The following is a 12,760-nucleotide window of genomic DNA, read 5'->3' as shown; positions in this document are numbered from 1 at the left end:
GATGCGCGTGCTGTCCGGGCGTCCGGGTCGGCGGCCCGCCGCCTCAGGGGCGCCAGGCCTCGATCGGGTTGCCCAGCCAGCGGGTGTCCGCCGGTACCGACTCGCCGGCCATCACGAGGGACGCGGGCCCCAGGGTCGACCGGGCGCCGATCTCGCTGCCGGGCAGCACGATTCCGCCCGGGCCCAAGGTGGCGCCCTCGCGCAGGACCACAGTATCCGTCCGCAGGATCCGATCATGGAAGAGGTGCGTCTGCAGGACGCAGCCCCGGTTCACGCTGGTCGCGGTCTCCAGGGTGACCAGATCGGTCTCCGGGAGCCAGTAACTCTCGCACCAGGCGCCCCGGCCGATGTGCGCGCCGAGCCCGCGCAGCCACAGGTTCAGGACCGGGGTGCCGGGGACGGCTCCGGCGAGCCAGGGCACGGCGACCATCTCGACGAAGGTGTCGGCGAGTTCGTTGCGCCACACGAAGCCGCACCACAGCGGGTGCTCGCCGGTGCGGTGCCGGCCGACGAGCAGCCACTTGGCGGCGATCGAGGCGAGGCCGCCGAGCGCTCCGGCGACGAGCAGGACCGCCCCGGAAAGCAGCGCGGCGAGCCACAGGCCGTGCTCGGCGACGGCGGCGAGCAGTGCGACCACCAGGATGACCAGGGCCGCCGAGCAGAACACCGGGACGATCCGGCACAGCTCGACCAGGGCGCGGGCCAGCTTGAGGCGGGCGGGCGGCGCGAAGGTGCGGCTGTCGTCGGAGCCGGCTGCCGCGCGCGGCAGCCTGACCGGCGGCAGGCCCAGGTAGGAGCTGCCCTTCTTGGCCTTCTTCGGGGTCGCCGAGAGGACGCCGACCAGGCCGTCGTCCGGCACCGAGCGGCCGGGCGCGGTCATGCCGGAGTTGCCGAGGAAGGCCCGGCGGCCGATCTCCGCGCGGCCGATGCGCACCCAGCCGCCGCCGAGTTCATAGGGGGCGGTCAGCGTGTCGTCGGCGAGGAACGCGCCCTCGCCGACCGTGGTCAGGCTGGGCAGCGCGAGCACGGTGGACACCTCGGCGCCGCGTCCGATGCGCATGCCGAGCAGCCGCATCCAGACAGGGGTGACGAGCCCGGCGTACAGGGGGAAGAGCGTCTGCCGGGACAGGTCCATGAGCTGGGTGACGGTCCACGCCTGCCAGCCGATGCGGCTGTGGGTGGGGCGGGTGCCCGCGTGCAGGCCGAGGCTGAGCAGGCGGACGCCGACGAGGATCAGGACGGCGTACGCGAGGCCGAAGGCCAGCGTCGCCGGGGCGAGGGCGAGCAGTGCGCCGCGTACGGCCGCGCCGAGTGCGGCGTCGGCGGGCACGAAGGCGCGCGCCACGAACAGCGCGGGCACCGCGGCCGCGACCGGAAGCAGGCTGAGTGCGATGCCCGTGATGCCGTACATCGCGCGCCAGTGCACGGCGCGCGGCGGCCGCTGCTTCGGCCAGTCCCGCTTGGCCTTGCCGAGTTTGCCCGCGGGCGAGCCCGCCCAGCGCTGGCCGGTCGGGATCTGGCCGCGCACGGCGGAGCCGGGGGCGACCTCGGCGCGCTTGCCGACACGGGCGCCCGGGAACAGGATGCTGCGGGTGCCGACCACGGCGCCCGCGCCGACCTTGATCGCGCCGATCTCCAGGCGGTCCCCGTCGAGCCAGTGCCCGGACAGGTCCACCTCGGTCTCGACGGCGCAGCCGCGGCCGAGCTTGAGCAGCCCGGTGACCGGCGGCAGCGAGTGCAGGTCGACCTCGGAGCCGATCTTGGCGCCGAGCGCACGGGCGTACCGCTCCAGCCAGGAGCCGGTCAGGGAGGTGGCGCCGCTGTACTCGGCGAGGCGTTCCGCGGTCCACAGCCGCAGGTGCACGGAGCCGCCGCGCGGATAGGTGCCGGGGTCCACTCCGCGCAGCAGCAGCCGGGCGCCGCCCGCCGCGATGCCGAGGCGACCGGGCGGGCTGTAGAGGACCAGGGCACCGGCGGCGATCAGCCACCAGGAGGCGGACGGGGCCCAGGGGTAGGCGCCGAAGTGGTGCAGGACGTTGCCGAGCGCGGCGAGCGCGACCGCCCAGCGCAGCCCGACGAGGGTGAACAGCGGGAGCAGGAGGCCGGTTTGGGCCGCCTGGGTGCGCCTGGGCACGGGCGCGACGACGCGGGCGGCGCCGTCGCCCTGCGCGGACTTCTCCAGGCGGCGGGCCAGCTTGCGCAGGACGGGCCGCTCGTAGATGTCGATGACGGCGGCGCTCGGGTAGCGCGTGCGCAGCCGCGTGGTGAGCCGGGCGGCGGCCAGGCTGCTGCCGCCGATCGCGAAGAAGTCGTCGGACGCGCTGTTCACCGGGATGCCGAGGGTCTCGCTCCACTGCTCGGCGAGCCAGGCCTCGGTGCCGTAGAGCTGCTCGGCCTTGCCGCCGGTGTCGACGTCGGGCAGTGGCCAGGGCAGCGCCGCGCGGTCGACCTTGCCGGAGGTGCGGGTGGGCAGGTCCTCGACGGGGGCGAGCAGCGGTACGAGTGCGGCGGGCAGTTCGGCGCGCAGCTTCTCGACGGCGGCCGCGTGGTCGAAGCCGTCCTGGGTGACCAGGTAGCCGACGAGCAGTTGGTTGCCGCTGCGTGCGGTGCGGACGGCGGCGGCCGCGCCCGCGACGCCGGGCAGCGCCTGGAGGGCGGCGTCGACCTCGCCGAGCTCGATGCGCCGCCCGCCGAGCTTGATCTGCTCGTCGCTGCGGCCGAGGAAGACCAGGCCTTCGGGGTCGGCCTTGACGAGGTCGCCGCTGCGGTAGGCGCGCTGCCAGCCCATGGACTCCAGGGGCGCGTACTTCTCGGCGTCCTTCTCCGGGTCGAGGTAGCGGGCGAGGCCCGCGCCGCCGATGACGAGCTGGCCGCTCTCGCCCATCGGCACGGGCCGTCCGGCCTCGTCGACGACGACCAACTCCCAGCCGTTCAGCGGCAGTCCGATGCGGATGGGCTCGTCGCCGGTCATCAGGGCGGCGCAGGCGACGACGGTGGCCTCGGTGGGGCCGTAGGTGTTCCACACCTCGCGGCCCTCGGTGACCAGGCGCTGGGTGAGCTCCGGCGGGCAGGCCTCACCACCGAAGATCAGCAGGCGTACGTCGTTGAGGGTCTCCGGCTCCCACAGGGCGGCGAGCGTCGGCACGGTGGAGACCACGGTGATCTCCTGCTCGACCAGCCACGGCCCGAGGTCGGCGCCGCTGCGCACCTGGGAGCGCGGCACCGGCACGAGGCAGGCGCCGTAGCGCCAGGCCAGCCACATCTCCTCGCAGGACGCGTCGAACGCGACGGAGAGCCCTGCCATCACCCGGTCGCCGGGCCCGATGGGCTCCTCGGTGAGGAACAGGGCCGCCTCGGCGTCGACGAACGCGGCGGCGCTGCGGTTGCTGACCGCGACGCCCTTGGGCCTGCCGGTCGATCCGGACGTGAAGATGATCCAGGCGTCGTCGTCGAGCCCGGGCCGTCCGGCCGGGACGTCGGCGGGCTTGTCGACCGTGAAGGCGTGCCCGGCGCCGATGACGGCGCGCACCTCGGCCTCGCCGAAGACGAGGTCGGCGCGCTCGTCGGGGTCCTCGGCGTCGACCGGGACGTAGGCGGCGCCCGCTGCGATGACGGCGAGGATCGCGATGTACAGCTCGTTCGTGCCGCTCGGCACGCGGACGCCGACGCGGTCGCCGCGGCCGACCCCGGCGGCGTCGAGCCGCCGGCGCAGCCGCTCCACTTCGGCGGCCAGCTCGCGGTACGTCACCTGGCGGGTGCCGTCGTCGAGGGCGGGTTCGTCGGCGTGCGACCGCACCGTCGCGTCGAGGATGTCCATGAGGGTGCGCGGCTCGGCGGCGCTCCCGGCGATGAAGAAGGCCGGCTCCTCGAACTGTTCGCTCATCTCCGCTTCGAGCAGGCTGAGCTCAGCGTTCGCGCGCGTGGCTTCCATCGAGTCCTATCGTCGAAGGCCGCGGGTCCCCGGGAGTTCGCCGTGCCGCTCCCGGTTTGCCTGGGGTTGTCCGGCCCTGGAACCAAACAACCGGCTTAGCCTAATCGCTGTGGGCGAACGCGGCACCGCGGAGTGAGCAAGGCCACCGGCGAGGTGCCCGGAATGCGACCACGCCCCGACACCAACGGAAAAGGCCGCTCCTGCCTTGCGGCAGAAACGGCCTCCGACCTGTGAGAACACGGTCGGGACGACAGGATTTGAACCTGCGACCCCTTGACCCCCAGTCAAGTGCGCTACCAAGCTGCGCCACGTCCCGTTGCCCGCTGACCTGGGGTTTCCCTGGCCGAACGCGCACCGAAACAATACCGCACTCCGGACCGTGATCGCTCACGCCTTTCCACCGCTTGACCTCAAGTCTGGTTCAGGTTGCACGCTCGTCGACATGACGACGACAACGGAGCACACCTTCACGTACGCGGACCTCCCCCGCCTCATGGGCCTCATGACCGGTGACGAGAAGCACGGCCCCGCGGCGACCTCCACGCTGGACGCGCTGTGGGTGCTCTACGACCGCGTGCTCAGGGTCACACCCGCCCGGGCGGACGCCCCTGATCGCGACCGGTTCCTGCTCTCCAAGGGGCACGGGCCGATGGCGTACTACGCGGTGCTCGCGGCCAAGGGCTTCCTGCCCGTCGACTGGCTGGAGGGCTTCGGCGCGTACGACTCCCCGCTCGGGCACCACCCGGACCGCGTCCTGGTCCCCGGCGCCGAGATCGGCAGCGGCTCCCTCGGACACGGCCTGCCCCTGGCCGTCGGCACCGCCCTCGGGCTGCGGGCGCGCGGCCTCACCGACCCGAGTGTGTGGGTGCTCGTCGGGGACGCCGAGCTGGACGAGGGCAGCAACCACGAGGCCATCGCCTACGCCGGACCCGCCGGTCTCGACCGCCTGCACACCCTGGTGATCGACAACGCGTCGGCGTCCTTCGCCCGCCCCGGCGGCATCGCCGCCCGCTTCGAGGCGGCCGGGTGGTCCGCGGTCACCGTCGACGGCCGGGACCACGAGGCGCTGTACGCGGCGTTCACGGCGCCGCATGCCGGGCGGCCGCACGTGGTGGTCGCGCGCGTCGAAGCCAAGGAGTTCGCGGGCGAGCCCAAGTCCGCGTGACGCCTGCCGTACCGGTCCGCCCTCTCCCACCACTCCCGGAAGGACAACCTCCCCATGGACACCATGCGTGACCGTTTCGCCCCCGTCATGACACGGCTGCTCGACGAGGACCCGCGCGTCGCCGTCGTGCTCGCCGAGATCGGCAAGGACGGCTTCAAGGAGGCGATGCGGGCTCATCCGGACCGGGTGATCAATGTCGGCATCCGGGAGCAGTTGCTCGTCGGCGCCGGTGCCGGGCTCGCCCTGGCGGGGCTGCGGCCCGTCGTGCACACCTTCGCGAGCTTCCTGGTGGAGCGGCCCTTCGAGCAGATCAAGCTGGACTTCGGCCACCAGGACGTGGGCGGCGTCCTGGTCAGCGCGGCGGCGTCGTTCGACTGGCCGGAGGGCGGGTTCACACACATGTCCCCCGGGGATGTCGCGCTCCTCGACACGCTGGACGACTGGACCGTGCACGTGCCGGGCCACCCCGACGAGGCCGAGGCGCTGCTGCGGCACGGGGTCGGCGCGGGCGACGACAAGGTGTACGTGCGGCTGTCCGTGCAGGCCAACGCCTCGCCCATGCCGGTGGACGGCGCGCGGTTCCTGACCGTGCGGGAGGGGCGGCGGGGGGTCGTCGTCGCCGTGGGGCCGATGCTGGAGCAGGTCCTCGCGGCTACGGAGGGGCTGGATGTGACGGTGCTGTACGCGACGACGGTGCGGCCGTTCGACGCGGTGGGGCTGCGCCGGGCCGTGGGGGGTGGGGCGGCTGACGTCGTCCTGGTCGAGCCGTACCTCGCCGGTACGTCGACGGCCGCCGCGAACGACGCCCTCGTGGAGGTGCCGCACCGTGTTCTCGGCCTCGGAGTGGGCCGCCGAGAGCTGCGCCGATACGGCCGCCTCGACGAGCATGTGCGGGCGCACGGTCTGGACGCGGGTTCGCTGCGCGGGCGGATCGAGGGGTTCCTGGGCTGAGGTTCGGGGTGCCCTGCCGGGGCGGGCTGGAAACGTTGCCGCACCGGCGGGATTCTCAGCCCCTCCGGCGTTTGAGGAGCGGGGGTCTGGGGGCAGCGCCCCCAGTTTCGGGAAGGGACGGGACCGGGGAGCCCCCGGCAAGGCCCCCACCCACCCGCACAAGCCCCCGTATCGCCCCCACCGACAACAACGCCCCACACACCACAAGCACCATCACCCCACCCATCAACAACACCCGCTCAGCGCCAAAAGCGGCCGCCGCGGGCCCCGCCAGCGCCTGCCCCACGGGCAGCATCGCCAGCGACCCCGCGACGTCGTACGCGTGGATCCGGTTGAGGACGTCCGGCGGCACCTGGGTCTGCACGCTGGTGGCCCACATGACCGCCCAGAACGAGGTCCCGGCCCCCGCGACCACCGCCCCCGCCACCATCAGCCCGACCCCGAGCTGAGCCCCGACGGACGCGGGAAACGCGGCGAAGCCGATGAGGGCGAACGCCCCGGCGCGCAGCATGCGCCGGGGCCGGAGCCGCAGGGCGATCACCCCGCCGATGACGGTGCCCGCGCCGAGGGCGGAGTTGACCAGGCCGTACGCCCCCGAACCGTGCTGTTCGACGACGGTGACGGCGACGAGCGGCGTCGCCGGACCGGTGACCGTGATCATCAGGACGCACCAGATGGCGATGACGCCCCACAGCCAGGTGCGGGCACGGAACTCCCGCCAGCCGACGGCGAGATCGCGCTTGAACCCGAGACTCGGCGCGTGGCTGCCGGGCGCGGCGGGCGGCAGCCGGAGCAGCAGCAGGCACAGGGCGCTCAGCGCGTACGTACCGGCGTGGGCGGCGAAGACGGCGGCGGGTGCGGCGAGGCCGACGAGGACGCCCGCGACGGCCGGGCCCGCGAGCTGTGCGCCGGACTCGGCGACCCGGATGGCGCCGTTGGCCTTCTGGACGTCGGCAGCGAGCCGGGGCACGGTGCTGGCGACGCCGGGCTGGAAGACCGCGGCCGCGGCGCCGTTGACGGCGCCGATGACGCAGATCTCCCAGAGGACGACGTGCCCGGTGAGGAAGAAGACGGCGGCGAGCGACTGGGTGACGAGCCGCACGGCGTCGGCGCCGATCATCAGGAGCCGGGTGCTGAACCGGTCGGCGAAGACGCCGCCGAAGACGACGAGCGACGCGAAGCAGGCGGCGGTCGCGGCCATCGCGAGGCCGACGGCCCCGGCGCCGTACCCGTGCAGCAGCAGCCCGGCGGCCAGGGCGACGGGCAGCATGGTGTCGCCGAGCTTGGCGATGGCCCGCGCCACGAAGAAGAGCCCGAAGTCCCGTGACCAGAGGGCGTCCACGGCGGGCCCCGCGGCACCCGGACGCTGTGAACTCCCCGCCCCCACCCCTGACATACCCGCCCCTCCGCTGACCGCCGACGGCACGACCGCTGGATCATGCCATGCGTTCGGGCCGCGCTCAGCCGAATTTACGGGGCGCCGGAGGCCGGGCCCGCGACCGTGCCGCCGCGCGGGGGCGCCGCTCCCCCGCCGTGCCCGCCGCCGCGCCCCGTCACTCCGGCGCCGGCACCCCCAACTCCGGGTGGCTGTCCAGGAGTCGGGTCGGCGCGGCCTGGCGCCAGGAGTCGGCGAGGATGTCGGACAGCTCGTCGCGGTCGACGGCCTTCAGCCGCACCCGTACCCACGCGAAGCTCGCCTCGTGGTCGGCGATCCAGAACTTGTCCGGCTCGGCGAGCACCAGCTCGTCGCGTTCCAGCTTCGGACAGCGCACGGCGATGGACGTCTCCTCCTCGGGGAGCGTGGCGAACATCTTCCCCGCGACCCGGAACGTCGGCATGCTCCAGGCGAGCTTCTCCGTCGTGTCCGGCAGGGCGAGCGCGGTACGGCGTACATCATCGGCGTTGACCATGGCCAGAACCGTAGCCAAGCCGACTGACAATCGCCCGCCGGGCCGGGCCGCGGACGCCCCCGGCGACCCCGCACCGCGTGCCCGGCGCGCCCCCGCCCTACGGAATCCGTGCGTCCAGCCACCCCGTGAGGTCCGCCTGCACCTCGTCCCGGTTCGTCTCGTTCAGGATCTCGTGCCGCGCCCCCTCGTACCCCTTCCAGGTCAGGTCCCGTACGCCCGCGTACCGGAAGTCCTCGAGGAGTTCGTACACGAGGGTCATCCGCTGGTTGCAGGGGTCCTCCGTGCCGACGGCGATGTGGACGGGGAGGTCGGCGGGGATCCGGGCCAGGTTCCGGGGGTCGTTGATCTTGCGGACGGCGTGCACCCAGTCCAGCGTCAGGCCTGCGGAGAAGGCGAACCCGCAGCGCTCGTCGGCCGCGTACCGGTCCACCTCCGCCTCGTCGCGCGAGAGCCACTCGAAGCCGGTGCGGCGCGGGTAGGGGTCGTTGAAGGCGGCGAAGAGCTCGCCGAGGAAGGACGACGGGGCCGCCCGGCCGCCCTTGGCGATCTCCTCGCCGAGCCGCGCGGCGGCCACCTCGGTCTCCGCTCCGGGCAGCGAGCGGAACGTGCCGGAGAGGATCAGGCCGGTGAGCGTGTCCGGGTACTCCTGGGCGTAGTCCCGGGCGAGCAGGGAGCCCAGGCTGTGGCCGAGGAGGACGACGGGGACGTCGGGGTGCAGGGCCCGCACCTGGTCGCCGATGGCCTTGAGGTCGTCGACGATGGCCCGCCAGGCGTCGGCGCCGCTGTCGGGCTCGGCCGTGTCGGTGACGCCGTAGCCGCCGGTGGCCTGTGCGGTGGCGCCGTGGCCGCGGTGGTCGGAGGCGACCACCCCGTACCCGTGCGCGACGAGGTGGCGGGCGAACCGTTCGTAGCGCAGGCCGTGTTCGGCGGCGCCGTGCGCGATCTGGACGACGGCCCGGGGCCGGCCCGCGGCGGGCAGCCAGGTGTACGTGGCGACGGGCACGCCGTCCGGCGCGGTCAGCAGTCCCGCGGTGTACGTGACCGGCGCTCCGTCGGCGTGGTCGTGGTCCGGCATCGGAGCACTCCTCTGCTGTGCGGTGGGACTCGACTCTTCTGGCACACCCTCCCCCGCGCGTCGAACGTCAACCCCCGCGCCGCTCGGGGCCCCGCCGACCCATTGACCCTCCCGGGATGCGGAACCTACGCTGAACAACCTTGCGGAGTAAGCGCTTTCCACGGCGATCGGCCCACCGTGCCGCGCACTCCCTCGCGCACCAGCGACTCACCGCACACCCGGCTACCGGCAGCCGTCCAAGCCCAGGGAGCGCCATGAGTTCCACGCGAAGTGCCCGCATGTCCAGAGCGCCCTTCGTCCTCACCGCCCTGTTCGCCCTCCTCGTCGCCCTCGGTCTGACCTCGCCGCCCCGCGCGGAGGCCGCCGCGGCCTTCCGGGTCCTGGTCTTCTCGAAGGTCACCAACTACCCGCACGAGTCCATCCCGGCGGGCATCGAGGCGATCAAGAAGCTGGGGAGCGAGCACGGCTTCGAGGTGGAGGCCACCGACGACGCGGCCGCCTTCACCGACGCCAACCTCGCCCGGTTCCAGGCGATCGTGTTCAACAACACCAACTCGACGCCGGAGAAGGGCGACCTGCTCGACGCGGCGCAGCGCGCGGCGCTGCAGAAGTTCGTCCGCGGGGGCGGCGGCTGGGTGGGGCTGCACGCGGCGTCGGCGAGCGAGCGGGACTGGGGCTGGTACGAGGGGCTGGTCGGGGCGATCTTCGACAAGCATCCGCCGGTGCAGAAGGGCCGGGTGAAGGTCCTGGACCAGGCGCACCCGTCCACGAAGGGGCTGCCGCAGCTCTGGGAGCGCGAGGAGGAGTGGTACAACTGGCGCGCCAATCCGACCGGGAAGGTGCACACGCTCGCGCAGATCAAGGTGCGTGACGGCGTCGACGGGCTGGACGAGGGCGTGGACCACCCGTGGTCGTGGTGCCAGAACTACGACGGCGGCCGGTCCTGGTACACGGCCGGCGGGCACGCGTCCGCGGCGTTCTCGGAGCAGGCGTTCCTGCGGCACCTGCTGGGCGGCATCGAGTGGGCGGCCGGTGCGAAAGCGGGTGACTGCACGGCGACGAAGACGGGCGCGTTCCAGCGGACGCCGCTGGCCACCGACGACCTCGCCGACCCCTTCGAGCTGGCGGTGGCGCCGGACCGGCGGGTGTTCTTCATCCAGCGCACCGGCAAGCTGAAGGTGATCGACCAGGAGACGCTGAAGGTCACGACGGCGCTGGACCTCGCGTACACGCCGGAGATGACGAGCCAGTCGGACGGGCTGCTCGGGCTCGCCCTCGACCCGGACTTCGGCGCCAACCACTGGCTGTATCTGCTGCACTCGGACAAGACCGAGAAGCGCATCAACCTGTCGCGGTTCACGGAGGCGGGCGGCAAGGTCGACCCGGCCTCGGAGAAGCGGCTCCTGACGATTCCGACGCTGCGCGGCGAGGGCCGGGCCAACTCGCACATGGCGGGCTCGATCGCCTTCGACAAGAAGGGCGAGCTGTACATCGCGACGGGCGACAACACCGACCCGTTCGCGTCGGACGGCTTCACGCCGGTCGACGAGCGCGCGGGCCGCCGCGCCTGGGACGCGCAGGGCACCTCCGGCAACACCGACGACCTGCGCGGCAAGGTCCTGCGGATCACGCCGAAGGACGACGGGACGTACGCGGTGCCGGACGGCAATCTGTTCGCGCCGGGCACGGACAAGACGCGGCCCGAGGTGTACGCGATGGGCCTGCGCAACCCGTTCCGGATCACGACGGACCCGGTGAGCGGCGCGCTGCTCGTCGCCGACTACGGCCCGGACGCGCGCCAGGCCGTGCCCGACCGCGGCCCCGAGGGAACGGTCGAATTCAACCGGATCACCACGGCCGGGAACTACGGCTGGCCGTACTGCACCGGCGCCAACACCCCCTTCAACGACTACGACTTCGCGGCCCAGAAGCCCGGCGCGAAGTTCGACTGCGGCAAGCTCGTCAACGACTCGCCGAACAACACGGGCCTGCGGGACCTGCCGCCCGCCCGGGCCGCCGACGTCTGGTACGCCTACTCCGCCTCCGAGCGCTTCCCGGAGCTCGGCACCGGGGGCGGCGGCCCGATGAGCGGCCCCGTCTACGACTACGACGCCGCCAATCCGTACCGGACGAAGTTCCCGGAGTACTTCGAGGGCAAGTGGTTCACGTACGAGCTGACGCGGCAGTGGTTCAAGGCGTTCTCGATCCAGGAGAAGGACCAGGAGTTCACCGATCCGCGGTTCCCGCCCGCCAAGGCGGGTGATCTGCACTCCATCAACGGGATCTTCCCGGACATGAAGTGGAACCAGCCGTTCGACGCCGACTTCGGCCCGGACGGCGCGCTGTACGTGATCGACTTCGGGCTCGGCAGCGGCACGGGCCGAGGCGGCAGCAACGAGGGCGCGGGCATCTACCGCATCGACTACGTGGCCGACAAGCGGCTGCCCGACGCCCGCGTGAGCGCCACGCCCGACAACGGCGGGGCGCCGCTCGAGGTGGCGTTCTCCAGCGCGGGTTCGGGCCTGCCCGACGGCAAGCCCGTCACGTACGCCTGGGACTTCGACGGCGACGGAAGCACCGACTCGACCGCGGCGAACCCGACCCACACGTACACGAAGAAGGGGCAGTTCACCGCGCGCCTGAAGGTCACCGGGCCCGGCGAGCTGAGCGGTCTCGCGGTGCGGGAGGTCACCGTCGGCAACACCCGGCCGACGGTGACGATCCAACAGCCCCCGGACGGCGGCATGTTCAGCTTCGGCGACACCGTTCCGTTCACGGTGAAGGTCACCGACCCCGAGGACCGGAGGATCGACTGCTCCAAGGTCGTCGTCCAGTCCCAGCTCGGCCACGACTCGCATCTGCACCCGCTGGACAACTACACCGGCTGCACGGGCGAGATCGTCACGGACACCGGCGACAGCCACGGCCCCGGCCAGAACCTGTACTACGGCATCACCGCCCAGTACACGGACAAGGGAACGCCGGGCGTGCCCGCGCTCACCGGCTCGGACGCGCTGACGCTGCGGACCTCGCTGCGGGAGGCGGAGCACCGCACGACCAGCGGTGGCGCGCACGGCGGCGCGGAGACGGGCAGCCGTCCCGACGCGTCCGGCGGGAAGCGGCTCATCGAGATCGAGCACGGGGACTGGGTCGCCTTCGACCCGGTGCACCTGAAGGGCGTGGACTCGGTGACGGTCGGCGCGGCCTCCGGCGGGCTCGGCGGCGACGTCGAGTTCCGGGCGGGCTCACCGACGGGCAAGCTCCTGGGCAAGGTGACCGTGCCGAACACCGGCGGCTACGGCAACTTCATCTCCCCCACGACGGCACTCGCCCGCCACGACGGCACGACGAAGCTGTACGCCGTGTTCACCAACCCGCAGTGGGCCGAGGACAAGCCGGACCTGTTCACCGTGGACTGGCTGCACTTCAACGGTCCTGGTGCGGAGAAGAGCCCGCACGCCCGGGTGACGGTCACCGCCGCGCCGGGCAGCGGCGCGCCGCCGCTCGCCGTCCGCCTCACCGGCAAGCCGCAGCTTCCCGCCGGGCGCGAGGTCTCCTCGTACCACTGGGACTTCGGCGACAACTCCAAGCCGGGCGGCACCGAGGGACCGACGGCCGAGCACGCGTACCCGCGCGCGGGCGCGTACACGGCGCGGCTGACCGTCACGGACAACAAGGGCGACACGACGACCGGTTCGGTCCGGATCACGGTGAAGTGAGGAGGGCGG

7 protein-coding genes and 1 tRNA gene are annotated in these 12,760 nt (G+C 73.0%); 3 read left to right on the top strand and 5 right to left on the bottom strand.

What is annotated here, in order from left to right:
- Window positions 1–43 precede the first annotated feature (43 nt).
- Both IE274_RS25890 and IE274_RS25885 read right to left on the bottom strand, forming a co-directional pair.
- The gene (locus tag IE274_RS25890; protein ID WP_190118289.1) at window positions 44–3,931 is read right to left on the bottom strand and encodes a Pls/PosA family non-ribosomal peptide synthetase; all 3,888 of its coding nucleotides are present in this window, start codon (window positions 3,929–3,931) and stop codon (window positions 44–46) included.
- A gap of 242 nt (window positions 3,932–4,173) precedes the next feature.
- A tRNA-Pro gene (locus tag IE274_RS25885) sits at window positions 4,174–4,247 on the bottom strand.
- 126 nt (window positions 4,248–4,373) lie between these two features.
- Here IE274_RS25885 and IE274_RS25880 point away from each other — a divergent pair.
- Both IE274_RS25880 and IE274_RS25875 read left to right on the top strand, forming a co-directional pair.
- Window positions 4,374–5,096, top strand: a complete 723-nt coding sequence (locus IE274_RS25880; RefSeq protein ID WP_190118288.1) for a thiamine pyrophosphate-binding protein — start codon at window positions 4,374–4,376, stop codon at window positions 5,094–5,096.
- A gap of 54 nt (window positions 5,097–5,150) precedes the next feature.
- Complete coding sequence (locus IE274_RS25875) at window positions 5,151–6,047, top strand: transketolase family protein (protein WP_190118287.1); 897 nt, start codon at window positions 5,151–5,153, stop codon at window positions 6,045–6,047.
- Window positions 6,048–6,102: 55 nt separating this feature from the next.
- Here IE274_RS25875 and IE274_RS25870 read toward each other — a convergent pair whose 3' ends face one another.
- The 3 genes from IE274_RS25870 to IE274_RS25860 all read right to left on the bottom strand — a co-directional run bounded on the left by IE274_RS25870 (window position 6,103) and on the right by IE274_RS25860 (window position 9,032).
- Window positions 6,103–7,443, bottom strand: a complete 1,341-nt coding sequence (locus tag IE274_RS25870) for an MFS transporter (RefSeq protein ID WP_190118286.1) — start codon at window positions 7,441–7,443, stop codon at window positions 6,103–6,105.
- Window positions 7,444–7,600: 157 nt separating this feature from the next.
- Window positions 7,601–7,957, bottom strand: a complete 357-nt coding sequence (locus IE274_RS25865) for an MmcQ/YjbR family DNA-binding protein (RefSeq protein WP_190118285.1) — start codon at window positions 7,955–7,957, stop codon at window positions 7,601–7,603.
- Window positions 7,958–8,054: 97 nt separating this feature from the next.
- Entirely contained in the window at window positions 8,055–9,032 is a 978-nt protein-coding gene (locus tag IE274_RS25860; RefSeq protein ID WP_190118284.1) for an alpha/beta fold hydrolase, read from the bottom strand.
- A 254-nt stretch (window positions 9,033–9,286) separates the two neighbouring features.
- Here IE274_RS25860 and IE274_RS25855 point away from each other — a divergent pair, with 254 nt between their 5' ends.
- A complete protein-coding gene (locus tag IE274_RS25855; protein ID WP_372447002.1) occupies window positions 9,287–12,751 on the top strand; it encodes a ThuA domain-containing protein in 3,465 nt (1,154 codons plus the stop codon).
- The last annotated feature ends 9 nt before the right edge of the window (window positions 12,752–12,760 follow it).

It is taken from the genome of Streptomyces flavofungini (assembly GCF_014650815.1).
GTDB lineage: Bacteria > Actinomycetota > Actinomycetes > Streptomycetales > Streptomycetaceae > Streptomyces > Streptomyces flavofungini.
This window is presented reverse-complemented; position numbering and strand designations above follow the sequence as displayed.